This window comes from Streptomyces sp. 6-11-2, from assembly GCF_006540305.1.
GTDB lineage: Bacteria > Actinomycetota > Actinomycetes > Streptomycetales > Streptomycetaceae > Streptomyces.
On the sequence record NZ_BJOR01000001.1, the window covers coordinates 2,729,482 to 2,746,766 of the forward strand.

A 17,285-nucleotide genomic window follows, 5' to 3' on the forward strand; every position below is an offset into this window, starting at 1 on the left:
CAAGCCCTCTCCCACCGCTGGGCGGCCAATGTCACACGGCGTCGGGTATCGGAAGCGGCCGCTTCTCGATCGCCGCCGCCATCACCTCCGGGAACAGGTCCGGCGTGCAGGCGAACGCCGGTGCCCCGAGCGCCGCGAGAGCCGCCGCGTGCTCCCGGTCGTAGGCGGGCGCGCCCTCGTCGGAGAGCGCGAGCAGCGTCACGAACTGCACTCCGGACGCCTTCATCGCGGCGACTCGCTTCAGCATCTCGTCGCGTATGCCTCCCTCGTACAGGTCGCTGATCAGCACGACCACCGTCTCCGCGGGCCGGGTGATCCGCGACTGACAGTACGCCAGCGCCCGGTTGATGTCCGTGCCGCCACCGAGCTGGGTGCCGAAGAGCACGTCCACCGGATCGTCGAGCTGGTCGGTGAGGTCGACGACCGCCGTGTCGAAGACGACCAGCCGCGTACTGACGGACCGCATGGACGCCAGCACCGCCCCGAACACGGAGGCGTACACGACGGACGCCGTCATCGACCCCGACTGGTCGACGCAGAGGACGACCTCCCTCTTCACGGACTGCGACGCCCGGCCGTAGCCGATCAGCCGCTCCGGCACGACCGTCCGGTACTCCGGCAGGTAGTTCTTGAGGTTGGCCGCGATCGTCCGGTTCCAGTCGATGTCGTGGTGGCGCGGCCGGCTGACACGCGCGCTGCGGTCGAGGGCGCCGATGAGCGTGGCCCGGGTGCGGGTGGCCAGCCGCTTCTCCAGGTCCTCGACGACCTTGCGCACCACGGCCCGGGCCGTCTCCCTGGTCGTCTCCGGCATCGCCTTGTTGAGCGAGAGCAGGGTGCCGACGAGGTGGACGTCCGCCTCCACCGCCTCCAGCATCTCCGGCTCCAGCAGCAACGTGGCCAGCCCGAGCCGGTCGATGGCGTCCCGCTGCATGACCTGCACCACGGAGGAGGGGAAGTACGTCCGTATGTCCCCGAGCCACCGCGCCACCGAGGGCGCCGAGCCTCCCAGTCCCGCCGAACGGTCGCGTCCCGTCCGTCCCACCGGCGGCTTGTCCCCCTTTCCGTAGAGCGCGGCGAGCGCCGCGTCCATCCCCGTGTCCCGTCCCGACAGCGCGCATCCGGTGCCGTCGGCCGGGCCGCCGCCGAGCACGAGCCGCCAGCGCCGCAGCCGCTCCTGGACCGCGTCCGTCACGTCGTACCCCTCTCCCCCGGTCATCCCGCCACCCCCGCAAGCTCGTTGCCCGGCTTCTCCCTGCCGGGACCGGGGTCGTCCAGCGCCAACAGCAGCCGCAGCACGGGCAGTACGGCGTCCGCGCGCTCCTGGTCGAGTTGCTCGGCGAACCCGGGCACACCGCCCGTCGAGCCCCCGGCCCCACCGCCGCCCGGCCCCGGACCGCGCCCGACCAGCTCGCCGAGCGTTCTGCGCACCCCCGGCTCGTATGCCGAGAACGTGCGCCGCAGCAGCGGCAGTACGTCCGTGAACGCCTGCGCCGGCACGCCGGTCAGCCAGGCGTCGACCAGCCCGAGCAGCCGCTCGTCGTGCACCAGCAGCATCCCGCCGCCACCTCCGACGAAGCCCTCGATCCACGCGGCCGCGTCGGCCGGCGGCGTGCCCGGCGACAGCACGAGGCCCATGAGCCGCGCCGCCTGCTCCTGCTCGACCTCCCCGTCGTCCAGCAGCAGCCGCACCGCGCGTCCCCGCAGCACCCCGGGGACCGTGTCCCGTCCGGAAAGGGTCCGGAGCACGGTGTGCCAGCGGGCGCGCAGCTCGCCGTGCCCGGCCTTGGGGGTGTCGCCGAGCAGGGCCACCGCGCCGTGCACCGCGTCCACGTGCCGCCGCATCTCCTCGGCCGCGTCCGCGTCCAGTGCGACGCAGGCCGGGGGCAGGCCGACGAAGATCCGCTCGGCCAGGCCGGCCGCCACACCGGCGAGCGCCTCGGTGTCCGTGCCGCGCACGTCTCCGTAGCGCAGGGAGCGGACCAGGGCCGGCAGCGCCTGGGCGAGGTGCCCGACGTCCGAGTCGAGCGCCGCCCGGTCGGCGAGCACGCGCATGACCACGGGCAGCGCTTCGGGCAGTTCGGCGAGCAGGCAGTGCTCCGCGAGCGCGGTGACGTCGGCGAGGGCCCGCGCGGCCACGGCGTCCGCCTCCGCCCTGGCGGTCGCGGCGGCGAGCACGGTCGTCCCCCACACCCCGGCCTCGGCGACGCGCACCGACAGCTCGGGCTCCCAGCGCAGCCGCCAGGTCTCCCGGAACGTACCGGTGCTGCCCCGCGAGGCCGTGGGCTCGCCCCAGTCCACGCCCAGCAGCCGCAGCCGGTGCAGCAGCCGGCTGCGCCCGGCATCGGTCTCCTTGCGCAGGTCGAGCTCCAGCTCCCGCTCCAGCGCCTCGGGTTTGAGCCGCAACCGCCGTTGAAGCCGGGCCAGGTCGCGCTGCAACGGCACCGCGGGCGCCGCCTCCGGCACCGCGCCCAGCACGTCGCCGACCACGAGCCGGTCGTGCACCAGTGCCAGCGGCACGTCGGAGCCGTCGCACATCACCGCGCGCACCGCGTCCGTCGTCTCGCTCAGGCCCGGCAGCGGGCGGCCGCGCATCGCGGCGAGCGTCCCCGCCAGCCGCACCGCTTCGATGACGTGCGCGGAGGAGACGATCCGGTCCTCCTCCCGGAGCAGTCCCGCCACCTTGGTCAGCCACCGCTCGACGGGCCGGTCCGGCACGTCGAACAGGTGGGCGTACCAGCCGGGCGAGTCGATGCCCGCGCCGTAGCCGGAGGCCCGGGACAGCCGGCGGTGGGTCCACGGCACCCAGGTCATGTCCGCCTTGACCTTGGGCAGCCCCTTCAGCAGGGCGCGGTCGGCGGCGACGGTCGCCTTCCGCCGCAGCGCGGGCACGTGCCAGGCCCCGCACACCACGGCGACGCCGTCCCCGAACTCGCGCTGCGCGGCGCGCACTTGGAGGCGCATGTGGGCCTCGCGCACAAGATCCCGGTGCTCCTCCCCGCTGCCGTACGCCTCCCGCAGCACGCCCATGGCCTCCTCCAGCACCAGGAACGGGGCGAGCGCGTCGCCCTCGCCGGCGCCCCGGTGTTCGACCACGTCCTCCCACCAGCGCTCGGGGTCGTCGTACCCGCCGGCCTCGGCGAGCGCGGCGAGCGGGTCGACGCGCACCTCGGCCCCCGGCGGGCACGCCCCTGCCGGGGGCTCCGCGGTCCCCTCCACCGCGGAGCCCTCCGTGTCGGCGCCGCCGTCCGGGGGCGTGCCGGCGTCTTCCCTGCCCCCCGCGAGGCCCCACGCGAGCGTGTGCGTGGCCGGCAGGTCGATGAAGCGGGCCGGGACGTCGTGCTCCAGGGCCCAGCGGACGGCGACCCACTCGGGCGAGAAACCGGCCAGCGGCCAGAACGCCGAGCGGCCGGGCTCGTCCACGGCGTGGGCGAGGAGCGCGACGGGCGGCCGCATGTCCTGGTCGGCGGCGAGCGGGATCAGCGCGTCCGCCTCCGGTGGGCCCTCGATCAGTACCGCCCGCGGTCGCGCCGCCTCCAGCGCGGCCCGCACCGCGCGGGCGGATCCGGGCCCGTGGTGCCGGACCCCGAGCAGCAGCGGCCCCACGCCGGGCCGCCGGCTCCCGGATCCCTCGGATCCCCTCACGTCGTCCCCCTCCTCGTCCTCCCTCGTCCTCGCCCCGCGGTCCAGCTGGGCTCGTCGTCGGCGCGGGCCCGCGCCGTGCCGGCCGGCAGGCGTCCGCCGTCGGCCGGCCGTCCGATGCGGCTCACGCGCTCACCTCCCGGCAGGACCGGTAGAAGTCCTTCCAGCCGTCGCGCTCGCGGACGACCGTCTCCAGGTACTCCTGCCAGACGACGCGGTCTGCCGCCGGATCACGGACGACGGCGCCGAGGATGCCGGCGGCCACGTCACCGGCCCGCAGCACGCCGTCGCCGAAGTGGGCCGCCAGCGCGAGGCCGCCGGTGACCACCGAGATCGCCTCGGCGGTGGACAGGGTGCCGCTGGGCGACTTCAGCTTCGTACGGCCGTCGGTGGTGACGCCGTCACGCAGCTCGCGGAAGACGGTCACGACACGGCGGATCTCGTCGGCCCCGTCCGGGACGCCCGGCAGGTCGAGTGAGCGGCCGATCTGGTCGACCCGGCGCGCCACGATCTCGACCTCGGCCTCGGGGCTCTCCGGCAGCGGCAGGACCACCGTGTTGAACCGGCGGCGCAGGGCGCTGGACAGGTCGTTGACCCCGCGGTCGCGGTCGTTGGCGGTGGCGATCAGGTTGAAGCCGCGGACCGCCTGCACCTCCTCGCCCAGTTCCGGTATCGGCAGGGTCTTCTCGGACAGGATCGTGATCAGCGTGTCCTGCACGTCGGCCGGGATGCGGGTCAGCTCCTCGACCCGGGCGGTCATGCCCTGCGCCATGGCCCGCATGACCGGGCTGGGCACGAGGGCGTCGCGGCTCGGTCCGTGCGCCAGCAGCTGCGCGTAGTTCCAGCCGTAGCGGATCGCTTCCTCCGGGGTGCCGGCCGTGCCCTGCACCAGGAGCGTCGAGTCGCCGCTGACCGCGGCGGCCAAGTGCTCGGACACCCAGGTCTTCGCCGTGCCCGGCACGCCGAGCAGGAGCAGGGCGCGGTCGGTGGCGAGGGTGGTGACCGCGACCTCGACGATGCGGCGGGGGCCCACGTACTTCGGTGTGATCACCGTGCCGTCCGGCAGCGTGCCGCCGAGGAGGTAGGTCGCGACGGCCCACGGCGACAGCTTCCAGCGGGCCGGGCGCGGACGGTCGTCGTGTGCGGCGAGCGCCGCCAGCTCGGCCGCGAAGGCGTGCTCGGCGTGCGGGCGCAGCGCCTGCGCCTCCGGCGTGTTCGCGGGCGCGGAGTGGTTCTGGCGCGGTTCGACGGGTGTCGGTTCGACGGACACAGACATGGCTGAGGCCCCCTCCAGCTCGGCCGGTTCGGATCTGTCACCAACCGTGCACCACGGCACTGACAACGCGTTCTGACCTGCGCAAATATGCCTACCCGGCCGATTGTCAGTGGCAGGTCCTACCTTCGATGGCATGACTCAGCAGGGGGTGCGCTGGAGCGCGGACCAGGTGCTGGCACTGGCGCCTGACGCCGCGTCGCGCAAAGCGGGAAGCAAACTCGGCGCGGCCGGGCCGTGGTCCGAGGCGGGGTGTTCCGACGAGGGGGCGGTGTGGGGACTGTGCAAGGGCAGTGGCAGCCGGCCGTATCAGACGGTCGTCGACGTCGCGGGCGGTGCCGGGCCGGCGTACAAGTGCAGTTGTCCGAGCCGCAAGTTCCCGTGCAAGCACGCGCTCGGACTGCTGCTGCTGTGGGCGAGCGACGACGGCGCGGTGCCGTCCGGGCAGGCGCCCGACTGGGCCGAGCAGTGGACGGCGGCCCGCGGGGAGCGGACGGGGCGGAAGCGTTCGACAGCGGGTCCGGCCTCCGGTGCCGCTGATCCGCGGGCGGCGCTGCGCCGGGCGGAGCGCCGGGCCGAGCGGATCACCGCGGGGGTGACGGAGCTGGAGCAGCGCCTGGCCGACCTGCTGCGCGGCGGTCTGGCCCCGGCCGAGCAGGCGGGGTACGGGCTGTGGGAGGAGACGGCGGCCCGCATGGTCGACGCGCAGGCTCCCGGACTGGCGGGACGGGTGCGGGAGCTGGGGGCCGTGCCGTCGTCGGGGCCGGGCTGGCCGGTGCGGCTGCTGGAGGAGTGCGCGCTGCTGCATCTGCTGGGCCAGGGCTGGCTGCGCCGCGAGCGGCTGCCGGAAGGGATGTCGGCGACGGTCCGTTCCCGGGTGGGTCTGCCCGTCTCAGCGGACGGACCTCCGGTGCGGGACCGCTGGCTCGTCCTCGCCCAGTACGACACCGCGGACGCGAAGCTGACCACACGCAGGATATGGCTGCACGGCGCGGACTCGGGCCGTACGGCTCTGCTGCTCTCCTACGGCGCGGCGGGCCGCGCCCCGGAGCTCGCGCTGCCGGTGGGCCTGGCCCTGGAGGCGGAGGTGTCCTCCTATCCGGGCGCGGGACAGCCGCGCGTGGCCCTGGGCGAGCGGTTCGCGCCCCCGGCGCCCGTCCGGATCCGCCCACGCGGGGTGACGACGGCGCAGGCGGCCGCCCGCTACGGCGCGGCGCTGCGGGACGACCCGTGGCTGGAGTCGGTTCCGGTGACGCTGCGGGAGGTCGTACCGGTCCCGGACGGCGAGTCCTGGCAGCTGGCCGACGCCGCCTCCGACTCCGCGCTGCCCGTCACTCGCGTGGCCCGTACGCATCCGGGCCTGTGGCGGCTGGTCGCCCTGTCGGGCGGCGCGCCGGTCACGGTCTTCGGCGAGTGCGGCCACCGGGGCTTCACTCCGTTGACCGCATGGTCGCGGAACGAGGAAGAAATGGTGACTCTGTGCTGATGCCAAATCAACCATCCGTGACATCAGCCCTGGCAGCGGGCTCGGGATGTCCGGCAAAGGAGTGACGTCACCGCGATATGCGGGGCCCGATCGGCACAGCGGGAACCTCTCACCCAAAAGGCGCAAAATGGCAGAGAGTATCCCATCTGAATACCTTTTCTCTTCTGCACCACGCATTTGTTCCACCCCAGGGGAAACCCGGTCCATGTGACCCTTCAACCACTCCCGGGCAGCCGGCTACGGAAAGGAAGCTCATGATCAGGACCTCCACCTCGCCGGAGGCGCCCGCCACGGGCGCCTGGGAGGAGTTGGTCACCACCGCCCTGCTCGGCACGGACCGGCGCACACCCCCGGGCGGCACACCCGGACGGACCGCGCCGGTGGCGCTGCTCGACGCGGCAGCCGTGCAGACCGTACGGCGGCGTGCGGGACTGCGCCCCGCGCCCGCGGCCCGGCGCCCGGAGCCCGCACCGGAGGATCCGCGTCCGCCGCTGCCCGCGGCCGCGGCCCGCAGGCTCGCCATGCTGCTGGCCGACCGGCCCGGTACGGCGGCCGGCCGCCGGGGAACGGCACCGGACCTGATGGAACTGCTGCCCCAGTGGCTCGCGGCGGCGAACGCCCACGGGTACGCCCCGCCCCCGGAGGCACTACCCGCCCTGCTGGACGCCGCGAGGGCCCGTACGGACCTGCGTCCGGCCGCACTGGGCTTCGGCGGCCCACGCGCCCTGTGGCTGGCGGGGCTGAACCCGGACTGGCGGTTCGCCCTGCGGGCGGCCCCGGGCGCCGGTGCCGCCCGCAGCGGCTCCGGGGACGCCGACCGTGTCCGCAAGCTGTGGGAGGAGGGTCTGTTCGCGGAGCGGGTCGCGCTGCTGGCGTCGATACGTGCGCACTCGCCCGCCGCCGCACGCGAACTGCTCGCCGGCTCCTGGCCCACCGAGCGGGCCGAGGACCGGCTGATGTTCGTCGACTCCCTGCGGACGGGTCTCGGCCCGGACGACGAGGAGTTCCTGGAGCAGGCCCTGTCCGACCGCAGCCGCAACGTACGGTCCACGGCCGCGGAGTTGCTCTCGGCACTGCCCGGATCGGCGCTCGCCGCACGGATGGCGGCCCGGGCCCGCTCCTGCGTGGCCGTCGACCACACCCGCGGGACACCCACGCTCGTCGTCGAGGCGCCGCACGAGTGCGACTCGGCCATGGAACGCGATGGGATCGCCCCCAAGGCTCCGGCAGGACGGGGCGAACGATCTTGGTGGCTGGGCCAGTTGGTGGAGGCGGCGCCGCTCGGGACCTGGCCCGGACGGCTGGGCGGACGCACGCCGCGGGAGATCGTGGCCCTGCCGGTCGCGGACGGATGGCAGGGCGAACTGCACGCCGCCTGGTGCCGGGCGGCGGTGAGGCAGCGGGACGCACAGTGGGCGCGGGCGCTGCTCGGGCCGCCCGCGGCCCCCGACGCCGGTGGCCCCGGCGCGGTGTCCCTGGCCGAGCGCGCCAAGCTGCTCGGCACGCTGGACGCCGCCGAACGGGCCGACTGGGTGGCCGGATTCATCGCGGCACACGGACTGCCCGAGGCGTTTCAGCTGCTCGGGGTGTGCGCGGTGCCGTGGGCGGCACCGCTCGGGCGGGCGGTGGTCGACGCGCTCAACATCGCGCGGGACGCAGGGAGTTACCCATGGAGTTTCAGTGGAGTGATGGGGCTTGCCGAGCGGTGCCTGGATCCCGCGGAGGCGAGTCGGCTCGACGGACTGCTGGCGGTTCCGGACGAGGCGGAGGACGCGTCGCCGGGAGCCGGAGGGTACTGGGCGGAGGCCTTCCAGCGACTGGTCACGACCCTGCGGCTGCGCTCCGCCATGGCCGGGGAACTGGAGGCGGCGCGGACCGGCTGAGTCCCGCCCCGGGTGAAGGCGGGTCTGCCTGGGGGCCGTGCCCCCAGGACGGGCCGCTCGCACCCGGCCGGCGCCGGGAGATCCCGCGGGAGCCGCCGGCACCCCTATGCCTCGGCGGGCTGGCGGACGTTCGCCCTGACCCAGTCGACGATCGACTGGGTGGTCGCGCCCGGGGTGAAGATCTCCGCGACACCCTTCTCCTTGAGCGGGGGGATGTCCGCCTCCGGGATGATGCCGCCGCCGAAGACGACGATGTCCTCCGCGTCGCGCTCCCTGAGCAGTTCGATCACCGCGGCGAACAGCGTGTTGTGCGCGCCCGAGAGGATGGACAGGCCGATCGCGTCGGCGTCCTCCTGGATCGCCGTGTCCACGATCTGCTCCGGGGTCTGGTGGAGCCCGGTGTAGATGACCTCCATACCGGCGTCGCGCAGTGCCCGCGCGATCACCTTGGCGCCCCGATCGTGGCCGTCGAGCCCCGGCTTGGCCACCACCACGCGGATCGGACCGGCTGCCACACCCATCACTGCCTCCATGAAGCGACTACATCCATCCGTACCGACAAGTACCTCACATGTGGCACGGACGCCCCGCACCACACCGTCCGGGGAAGTGAACGAACGTTATCTCCAGCATCCCGCAACCGGCAGTTTCACGGCGCAGAGGGAGGGGGAAATCACATGGTGGGACACTCCCCCGAGTTCACCGGGCAGGGGGGACCCGCAGGCCGCGCGTCGTTCCCCGTCCGCGCGGCCCACGCGCCGCACGCCTTTGCCGCGGCGCGCGGACCACTGCGGGAGCAAGCACGACGGGAGCCGCAACGAGGTCGTCGCACCACCGCGCCGCAGACCGCGCGCCGCGGTGGTGCGCCGTATCGGCGAGGGCACGAAGGGCACCCGGGGCCGGTGGGGCACGGCGGCGCGAAGCCTGCCCGGCCGACCGCCCCCGCCGCGACTGCTCACGAGGGCACACGGGGGACAGGGTCGTCCTCCCGCGTGCCGACAGGAGGTCGGCCATGAAGGTCACCAGGGTCGCGGACCCCATTCTCCCGCTCTGCCGGTGCCTGCTGCCGTGCAGACTCGCGGGGCTCTCACTGGCTCTGCTCAAGGCGACCGCTCTGGAACTCGCGATCCTCGCGGGACATCTCCTGCTCTATCCCTCGGGCATCGTCCAGGAGCGCCGCGGCGCCTCCCGCGCGATCCCGGCGCCCGGCACCGCCCAGTTGCCGACCGCGGCCAAGCCACCGGTCGTGCTGCTGCACGGGTTCATCGACAACCGCTCGGTGTTCGTCCTGCTGCGCCGCAGCCTCGCCCAGCACGGCAGGCAGCGCGTGGAGTCCCTGAACTACTCGCCGCTGACCTGCGACATCCGCACCGCGGCCGAACTGCTCGGCCGGCACATCGAGGAGATCTGCGAGCGCACCGGCAGCAGGCAGATCGACGTCGTCGGGCACAGCCTCGGCGGACTGATCGCCCGTTACTACGTGCAGCGGCTCGGTGGTGATCTGCGGGTCCGCACCCTCGTCACCCTCGGCACCCCGCACTCCGGCACCCGGGTCGCGCCGCTGGCCAACGCCCATCCGATCGTGCGGCAGATGCGCCCCGGTTCCGAGCTGATCGAGGAACTGTCGCGCCCCGCGCCCGGCTGCCGTACGCACTTCGTCAGCTTCTGGAGCGACCTCGACCACCTGATGGACCCGCTGGAGTCGGCCTGCATCGAGCACCCCGACCTGAAGGTGGAGAACATCCAGGTCAGCGGAATCGGACATCTCGCCCTGCCGCTCCACCCCGCCGTGGCGACCGGGATACGGCAGATCCTCGACACCGCGCGCCCCGGAGACCCGACCGCCGACCGCGCCGGCGGAGTGACCGTCGCCTGACGGTCGACCCCTCGGGATCGAACGCGACTCGAACACAAAGTTAAAGCCGTCTCCACACCCCGGCGAAACACGGCTGAATGCCCGTTTCCCGCCTCGGGGAAACCTGTGGAAGATTGTCGCGCCCTCATACCGCCGGGTACAGTCGCCGCACTGCTCTGCCAGCCCCTGTTGTCGAGGCGAAAGAGAAGTTGGTGAACGACCGTCACCCGTCGGGGACCATGGCCGCCCCGGCTCCGGCCTCCGATGCCGCCTCGACGCCCTACGCGTCGTATGACGGGCAGGAAGCTGCGTACGGCGACTTCACCACGTACAGCGACTACAACGCCACCGGTTACCACACCGGCACGTACACCACGGCGGACTACACCGCCGACCCGCTCCACGCCGGTCTCGCGACCGGCGAGACGCACACCACGGGTGCGTACGACACCACCGGCTGGTCCGCGAACGGCCACCAGAGTCCGAACTACGACCCGTACGCGGCGCAGCACCACGCCGCCCACGACACCGGCGCGTACGACACCACCGCCTGGGCGACCGGCTACCAGCAGCAACTGGCCTCCGTTCCACCGCAGTCCACGTCGGTCGACACCAGCGGCCAGTGGGACGCGCAGACCTGGCTCCAGCCGGACCAGACGGCCGCCGCCGACGCCACCCAGCAGTGGGGCTGGGGCACGCAGGTCTTCGACACCGGCGCGTACGACGCCACGCAGTGGAACGGCGACGGCGGCACCACGGTCGGCGAGAACTTCGAGGGACCCGAACCGCACGAGCCGCAGGACGGCTTGGCGGAAGAGGAACCGGTCGCCGCGGTCGAGCCGGACCCGGCCCCGCCGCTGCTCGACGACGAGGAAGAAATCACCCCCGCCCCGGCCCCGGCCTCCCGAGCGGCCTCCCGCGCAGCGGGCCGCTCCCGGCGCCGCCCCCCGGCCAAGCGCTCCGCACTGCTCACGGTGGCGGTGCCCTCGGTCTGCGTGATGGGGGTCGCCGGGATCGCCGCCGCCTCCGTGGGCGGTCTGACCGAGGACGGCAAGGAGAGCGCGGCGGCCACGCCCGACGCGCACCCCGTCAAGGCGTCCACCGCCAACAACAAGCTGGACACCCAGTTGCAGGGCCTGTCCGCGGGGGCGAACGACTTCGCCGACCGGGCCAGCCGGTACCAGGAGCGCATCGACCTCAAAGCGCAGCAGGAGGCCGAGAAGAAGAAAGCGGCGGAGGAGGCGGCCCGCAAAGAGCGACTGCGCCCCAAGTTCGCCGTCCCGGTCTTCGAGAGGGGTCTCAGCGCCTACTTCGGCCAGGCCGGCGTGAACTGGATGTCCGTGCACACCGGCATCGACTTCCCCGTCTCGTACGGGACGACGGTGCTGGCCGCGACCGACGGCACGGTCCGCACGCAGTGGAACAGCGCCTACGGCAACATGATGATCGTGACCGCGATGGACGGCACGGAGACGTGGTACTGCCACCTCTCCAGCTACCGGGTCCCCTCCGGTACGACGGTGAAGGCCGGAGAGGCGATCGCCTACTCCGGCAACTCCGGCAACTCCACCGGCCCGCACCTGCACTTCGAGGTCAGGCCCGCGGGCGGGGCGCCCATCGACCCGCTGTCGTGGCTGCGCAGCCACGGCCTCGACCCGACGTAGCCCCTCCCGCTACAGCTTCTCCACCGGCGCGTACCGCAGCAGCAGCCGCTTGGGCTTGCCGTCGCCGAAGTCGATCGTCGCCTGGGCCTTGTCGCCCGTGCCCGCGACGGCGACCACCGAGCCCAGGCCGAACTGGTCGTGCGTGACCCGGTCTCCGACGGCGAGCGCCGCCACCGGCTTCTCCGTGGTGCGGCGGGTGGCGAAGCCCGAGGCGCCGGACGCCGACGAGCGAGACCGGGACGAGGACAGCGAGGCCGCCACCGAGGAGGCCGGACCGGAAGGTGCGAAGGCCGAACCGCCCGTCCGCTTCCAGTCCACGTGCGCCGGCGGGATCTCCTCCAGGAACCGGGAGGGCGGGTTGTACGACGGCTGGCCCCAGGCGCTGCGCATCGACGAACGGGTCAGGTACAGCCGCTCCCGCGCGCGCGTGATGCCCACGTAGGCCAGGCGCCGCTCCTCCTCCAGCTCCTTGGTCTGGCCGAGGGCGCGCATGTGCGGGAAGACGCCGTCCTCCATGCCGGTAAGGAAGACCACCGGGAACTCCAGGCCCTTGGCGGTGTGCAGGGTCATCAGCGTGATGACGCCGTCGCCGTCCTCCTCGTCCGGGATCTGGTCGGAGTCGGCGACCAGGGCGACCTGCTCCAGGAAGTCGGAGAGCGCGACCGGCTCCCCCTCCCCGCGCCCCTGCTCGAACTCCAGAGCGACCGCGGCGAGTTCCTGGAGGTTCTCGATACGGGTCTCGTCCTGCGGGTCGGTGGAGGCCTGCAACTCGGCCAGGTAGCCCGTGCGCTCCAGGACGGCCTCCAGGATCGTGGCCGGTCCGGCGCCCGACTCGACGATCGTGCGGAGGTCCTCCATCAGCGTGTTGAACCGCTTGACCGCGTTCGTGGAGCGCGCGGCCATGCCGTACGCCTCGTCGACGCGGCGCAGCGCCTGCGGGAAGCTGACCCTCTCCCGCTGGGCGAGGGCGTCGATCATCGCCTCGGCGCGCTCGCCGATGCCCCGCTTGGGCACGTTGAGGATGCGGCGCAACGGGACGGAGTCCTCGGGGTTGGCCAGGACCCGCAGGTAGGCCAGGACGTCCCGGACCTCCTTGCGCTCGTAGAAGCGGACGCCGCCGACGACCTTGTAGGGCAGGCCGACGCGGATGAAGATCTCTTCGAAGACACGGGACTGGGCGTTGGTGCGGTAGAAGACGGCGACGTCGCCCGCCTTGGCCTCGCCCGCGTCCGTGAGGCGGTCTATCTCTTCGGCGACGAACTGCGCCTCGTCGTGCTCGGTGTCGGCGACGTAACCCGTGATGCGGGCGCCCGCGCCGGCGTTGGTCCACAGGTTCTTGGGGCGGCGGGACTCGTTGCGCTCGATGACCGCGTTGGCGGCGGACAGGATCGTCTGCGTGGAGCGGTAGTTCTGCTCCAGCAGGATCGTCGTCGCGTCCGGGTAGTCCTCCTCGAACTGGAGGATGTTGCGGATGGTCGCGCCGCGGAAGGCGTAGATCGACTGGTCGGCGTCACCGACCACGCACAGCTCGGCCGGCCGCAGGTCGTCCTCGGCGGGCGGTACGTCCACGGGGTGCTCGGCGGTGCCGACCAGTTCCCGTACCAGGGCGTACTGCGCGTGGTTGGTGTCCTGGTACTCGTCGACCAGGACGTGCCGGAAGCGGCGGCGGTAGTGCTCGGCGACGTCCGGGAAGGCGCGCAGCAGGTTGACCGTCGTCATGATCAGGTCGTCGAAGTCGAGGGCGTTGGCCTCGCGCAGCCGCGACTGGTAGAGGACGTAGGCCTGGGCGAGGGTCTTCTCGAAGCCGTCGGTGGCCCGGGCAGCGAAGTCCTCCTCGTCGATCAGCTCGTTCTTGAGGTTGCTGATCTTGGCGCTGAACGACTTGGGCGGGTAGCGCTTGGGGTCGAGGTCCAGGTCGCGGCAGACCAGGGCCATCAGGCGCTTGGAGTCGGCGGCGTCGTAGATCGAGAAGGAGGACGTGAAGCCGAGCTTCTTGCTCTCCCGACGCAGGATGCGCACGCACGCGCTGTGGAAGGTCATCACCCACATCGCGTTGGCACGCGGTCCGACGAGCTGCTCGACGCGCTCCTTCATCTCGCCGGCGGCCTTGTTGGTGAAGGTGATCGCCAGGATCTGGCCGGGGTGGGCGCCCCGCTCGGCCAGCAGGTACGCGATCCGGTGCGTGAGCACACGGGTCTTGCCGGAACCGGCGCCGGCCACGATGAGCAGCGGGGAGCCGGAGTGCACGACGGCGGCGCGCTGGTTGTCGTTCAGCCCCTCCAGGAGCGCGGCCGGGTCCACGACCGGCCGGTGGGCGCCGTCGCGGTAGTAGGCGTCCCGGTCCGGGGGCACGTCGAACTTCCCGCCGAACAGATCGTCCGGAACCGGCTCCGGAGCGTGATCGTCCTCGGGCGGCGGCGGGGGCTCTTCCTCATGGCCGCGGGGGGCCTGGAGATCCGCCAGGAAGCTGTCGTCAAAGAGGCTGCTCATCGCTCTACGAGTCTAGGGCGCCCCACCGACAACCCGTGGCCACCCCGGGAAATGACCGGTTCGACGAGGCCGAGACCAAGGTCACGGAAACGTATCGGACATACCTCGCACCAACCTTCACACGAGCCACACAAGTTGGTTAGCGTGCGGTCTGACCGCATGATCGTCACCGGGGGGATCGCCGGACGACGCGGCCCCCACGCTATCCACCCGAACCCGACGGCCAACCGGCAGGCGGACGATGGAAGGAGTCGCCTCCCTTGGCGTCGCACAGCAGCACGCGGCCCGCCGCAACACCCGGACCAGGTGCGCCCGGACCCGGCACGCACAGGGCGGACGGCGACGGGCCGAGCCCGGAGGAGGTCGAGAGGAAGCTCGACTACCTGTACGGCCGGGCGGGGTCGTCGACCGCGCGGAACGACGCCCAGAAGGACACCGCCCAGAAGAAGGGGGCGAGGCAGCGCGGGCTGGTCGCCGCGCTCCTCGACGACGTCGCCAAGCGCGCTGACATGCTCGGCAAGGCGCGCGAGATGCTCGGTTCCTTCGCGGCGGCCCCGTACCGCAACGGTGACACCGCCCCCGAGACCGCCGCCCTGCTGCTCACCGAGACCCCGCAGGGCTACTTCGACCAGGCCCAGCTGATCGGCCGGCTGAACACACGCCGCGAAAGCCTGGTCGACGGCCACACCGCGCGGCCGCCGGCGCCCGAGACCATGGTCACGGCCCCGGCCCCGGACACTGCCCCGGCCCCTGACCTCCCTGGGCCGCCGGCCGAGCCGCAGCACGGCATCGCGGCGGCCAAGGCGGCTGTCCAGCGGAAGCTGGCCCACGCGCGCGTACTGCTGCTGTCGGCCCCCCAAGCGCATGAGGCCCTGCGCGCGACCGAGCCCGCGCGGCGGACCCAGGCGGCCGAGCACGCGGAGCACGTGGAGAACGCGGGGAGCACGGTGCACGCAGCGCACGCGGACACCGCAGCGAACGCCGTCCCCTCCCCTGGTCAGGGCGACGGCGCGGCCCCCGGGGTCCCGTCCGGCGCGTTCCCCGGACGGGCGTCCGGCCCCGCGCAGGCGACCAGGGCCGACCAGGCCCTCGCCTTCGCCCGCGAGCAGATCGGCAAGCCGTACGTGTGGGGTGCGGCAGGTCCGGGGTCGTACGACTGCTCCGGCCTCACCCAGGCCGCCTGGAAGGCCGCCGGGGTCACGCTGCCCCGCGCCGCCCGCGACCAGGCCCACGCCGGTACGGCGGTCCCGCTCTCCGCGGCCCGGCCCGGCGACCTCGTCTTCTTCGCCTTCTTCGGCGACGCGGACCACGTCGGTCTCTACGCCGGTGACGGCGTGATGATCCACGCGCCGAGGCCCGGCGGCCGCGTCCGCGAGGAGTCCGTCCACCACGACGGCGCATCGGCGGTGCACCGCGTGGTGCGGCCGGACTGAGGGCGGCGCGTCCCGTCCGGCCTTTCGGTGGGCCGGTTTATGCACGCGCCCGCGCGCGTGCCCCGCGCAGGGGCGCGCGAAGCTCCTTAGCATCGGGCCATGCCCGGCACCTCACCCTTCCGCGCCTGGCTGGCGCAGCGCCCCCCGGCGGCCGGGGCCGCCGTGATGGCCACCGGCATCGTGTCGGTCGCCCTGCATCTGACGGGCTACGAACTGCTGTCCCGCGTGATCCTCGCGGTGGGCTGCTTCGCCTGGCTGACGCTGGCGGCGGATTTCGTCCTGCGGCTGCTGGGCGACCGGCCGCGATGGATCCGGGAGGCGGGGACGCCGGGCGCCCTCACCGCCGTCGCGGCGACGACCGTGCTCGGGACCCGTTTCACGGCGCTGGGGTGGCGGACCCTCGCGGAGGCGCTGCTCGCGCTGGCCTTCGTACTGTGGCCGGGGCTGCTGGTGCTGGTGGTCCGCAACTACCGTCGGCCGATGCCCGGGGCGGTGTTCCTGAGCTGCGTGGCGACCGAGGGCCTGGCCGTGCTCGCGGCCACTCTGGCCAAGGCGCAGACCGTGGCCTGGCCGGCGTACGCCGCGCTGGTGTTCTTCTGGATCGGGCTCGTGCTGTACGTCTTCGCGCTGTACTGCTTCGACCTGCGGCAGCTGCTCGAGGGGCACGGGGACCACTGGATCGCGGGCGGGGCACTGGCGATCTCGGCTCTGGCCGGCGCCCGGCTGATCGCGGTCGGCGGCGGAGGCATGCATCTGTGGGACGCCGACGACAGCGGTGTGCTGCGGGCGGTGACCCTGGCGCTCCTCGTGCTCGGCCTGTGCTGGTACGCCGTTCTGGTCGTCGCGGAGCTGGTACGGCCCCGGCTGCGCTACGACGTGCGCCGCTGGTCGACCGTCTTCCCGATGGGCATGACGGCGGCGGCGAGCGTGTCCGTCGCGGCCGCCGCGGACGTCCCGTCGCGGGGGCTCGGGGAGGTGGCTGCTGTGGGTCGTGGCGGCGGCGTGGCTGGCCGTCGCCGCGGGCGCGGTCCTGGACGCGTGCGCGGAGCTCAGGGCGCTGCGCTGAGCGTCACGTCCACAGCACGGCGATGAAGATGTTCGCCGTGGTGAGCAGGCCCACCAGGCCGAACAGGCCCTTGTCCACCTTCTCGTCGTCCCGCTTGACGTAGACCAGGCCGAGGATCACGATCAGCAGCGCCAGCTTCACGCCGATCTTGATGTTGTCGACGTGGTGCCCCTGGGCCTGGTTGAGGCCGACCAGGCCCACGCCGGTGACCAGCATCGTCAGCGCGCCGTGCAGCATCGCCGGCACGAACCGGGCCGTGCCTCGGCCCATCGCCTTCATCTGGGTGAGGAAGCCGCCGAGCAGCGCGGCGATACCGACGATGTGCAGACCGACGAAGAGATGGATGAGTACGTCCATGAGTCCGGAGCCTAACCAGCGGCCTTTTCGCTCCCGGCACCGGCCCGTCCCGGGCGACCGCACGCCGGCCCGCGCACGCCGGACGCCGGACGCCGGACGCCGGCGGACAGGGGACCCGCACGCGCACGCCGACGCCGGG

General features: G+C 73.3%; 11 protein-coding genes and 1 pseudogene. 6 read left to right on the forward strand and 6 right to left on the reverse strand.

Features of this window, described 5'->3' with window-relative positions; translation table 11 throughout:
• Positions 1 to 31 precede the first annotated feature (31 nt).
• From TNCT6_RS11540 to TNCT6_RS11550, 3 genes are all read right to left on the reverse strand, one after another.
• The gene (locus TNCT6_RS11540) at positions 32 to 1,216 is read right to left on the reverse strand and encodes a VWA domain-containing protein (RefSeq protein WP_141359226.1); all 1,185 of its coding nucleotides are present in this window, start codon (positions 1,214 to 1,216) and stop codon (positions 32 to 34) included.
• Positions 1,213 to 3,642 (reverse strand): DUF5682 family protein, encoded by a 2,430-nt coding sequence (locus TNCT6_RS11545; RefSeq protein ID WP_141359228.1) that lies wholly within the window; start codon positions 3,640 to 3,642, stop codon positions 1,213 to 1,215. The genes TNCT6_RS11540 and TNCT6_RS11545 overlap by 4 nt, the downstream gene beginning before the upstream one ends.
• A gap of 121 nt (positions 3,643 to 3,763) precedes the next feature.
• Positions 3,764 to 4,915, reverse strand: a complete 1,152-nt coding sequence (locus tag TNCT6_RS11550; protein WP_141359230.1) for an AAA family ATPase — start codon at positions 4,913 to 4,915, stop codon at positions 3,764 to 3,766.
• Between the two features lie 133 nt (positions 4,916 to 5,048).
• Here TNCT6_RS11550 and TNCT6_RS11555 point away from each other — a divergent pair, with 133 nt between their 5' ends.
• On the forward strand, positions 5,049 to 6,398 hold the full coding sequence (locus tag TNCT6_RS11555) for an SWIM zinc finger family protein (RefSeq protein ID WP_141359232.1): 1,350 nt from the start codon (positions 5,049 to 5,051) through the stop codon (positions 6,396 to 6,398).
• 254 nt (positions 6,399 to 6,652) lie between these two features.
• A complete protein-coding gene (locus tag TNCT6_RS11560; RefSeq protein ID WP_141359234.1) occupies positions 6,653 to 8,281 on the forward strand; it encodes a DUF5691 domain-containing protein in 1,629 nt (542 codons plus the stop codon).
• A gap of 104 nt (positions 8,282 to 8,385) precedes the next feature.
• Here TNCT6_RS11560 and TNCT6_RS11565 read toward each other — a convergent pair whose 3' ends face one another.
• The gene (locus TNCT6_RS11565; protein ID WP_141359236.1) at positions 8,386 to 8,802 is read right to left on the reverse strand and encodes a cobalamin B12-binding domain-containing protein; all 417 of its coding nucleotides are present in this window, start codon (positions 8,800 to 8,802) and stop codon (positions 8,386 to 8,388) included.
• A gap of 491 nt (positions 8,803 to 9,293) precedes the next feature.
• Here TNCT6_RS11565 and TNCT6_RS11570 point away from each other — a divergent pair, with 491 nt between their 5' ends.
• Both TNCT6_RS11570 and TNCT6_RS11575 read left to right on the forward strand, forming a co-directional pair.
• Entirely contained in the window at positions 9,294 to 10,157 is an 864-nt protein-coding gene (locus TNCT6_RS11570; protein ID WP_141359238.1) for a triacylglycerol lipase, read from the forward strand.
• A 77-nt stretch (positions 10,158 to 10,234) separates the two neighbouring features.
• On the forward strand, positions 10,235 to 11,800 hold the full coding sequence (locus tag TNCT6_RS11575) for a M23 family metallopeptidase (RefSeq protein WP_141359240.1): 1,566 nt from the start codon (positions 10,235 to 10,237) through the stop codon (positions 11,798 to 11,800).
• Positions 11,801 to 11,809: 9 nt separating this feature from the next.
• On the opposite strand, the gene pcrA is transcribed toward TNCT6_RS11575, so the two are convergent.
• On the reverse strand, positions 11,810 to 14,290 hold the full coding sequence (gene pcrA, locus TNCT6_RS11580; RefSeq protein WP_141359242.1) for a DNA helicase PcrA: 2,481 nt from the start codon (positions 14,288 to 14,290) through the stop codon (positions 11,810 to 11,812).
• Between the two features lie 260 nt (positions 14,291 to 14,550).
• Between pcrA and TNCT6_RS11585 the strand changes: the two genes are divergently transcribed.
• Positions 14,551 to 15,723 (forward strand): C40 family peptidase, encoded by a 1,173-nt coding sequence (locus TNCT6_RS11585; protein WP_141359244.1) that lies wholly within the window; start codon positions 14,551 to 14,553, stop codon positions 15,721 to 15,723.
• A 99-nt stretch (positions 15,724 to 15,822) separates the two neighbouring features.
• Positions 15,823 to 16,789, forward strand: a pseudogene (locus tag TNCT6_RS11590) (tellurite resistance/C4-dicarboxylate transporter family protein).
• A 3-nt stretch (positions 16,790 to 16,792) separates the two neighbouring features.
• Here TNCT6_RS11590 and TNCT6_RS11595 read toward each other — a convergent pair.
• Entirely contained in the window at positions 16,793 to 17,146 is a 354-nt protein-coding gene (locus TNCT6_RS11595) for a hypothetical protein (protein ID WP_141359246.1), read from the reverse strand.
• Positions 17,147 to 17,285: the final 139 nt, after the last annotated feature.

What these genes read in the sequence shown, in the direction of transcription:
- TNCT6_RS11575 (WP_141359240.1), top strand. Translation starts at nt 10,235, where the DNA reads ATGCCCGTTTCCCGCCTCGGGGAAACCTGTGGAAGATTGTCGCGCCCT.
- TNCT6_RS11595 (WP_141359246.1), bottom strand. Translation starts at nt 17,146, where the DNA reads ATGGACGTACTCATCCATCTCTTCGTCGGTCTGCACATCGTCGGTATC.
- TNCT6_RS11550 (WP_141359230.1), bottom strand. Translation starts at nt 4,915, where the DNA reads ATGTCTGTGTCCGTCGAACCGACACCCGTCGAACCGCGCCAGAACCAC.
- TNCT6_RS11540 (WP_141359226.1), bottom strand. Translation starts at nt 1,216, where the DNA reads ATGACCGGGGGAGAGGGGTACGACGTGACGGACGCGGTCCAGGAGCGG.
- TNCT6_RS11555 (WP_141359232.1), top strand. Translation starts at nt 5,049, where the DNA reads ATGACTCAGCAGGGGGTGCGCTGGAGCGCGGACCAGGTGCTGGCACTG.
- TNCT6_RS11570 (WP_141359238.1), top strand. Translation starts at nt 9,294, where the DNA reads ATGAAGGTCACCAGGGTCGCGGACCCCATTCTCCCGCTCTGCCGGTGC.
- TNCT6_RS11560 (WP_141359234.1), top strand. Translation starts at nt 6,653, where the DNA reads ATGATCAGGACCTCCACCTCGCCGGAGGCGCCCGCCACGGGCGCCTGG.
- TNCT6_RS11565 (WP_141359236.1), bottom strand. Translation starts at nt 8,802, where the DNA reads ATGGGTGTGGCAGCCGGTCCGATCCGCGTGGTGGTGGCCAAGCCGGGG.
- pcrA (WP_141359242.1), bottom strand. Translation starts at nt 14,290, where the DNA reads ATGAGCAGCCTCTTTGACGACAGCTTCCTGGCGGATCTCCAGGCCCCC.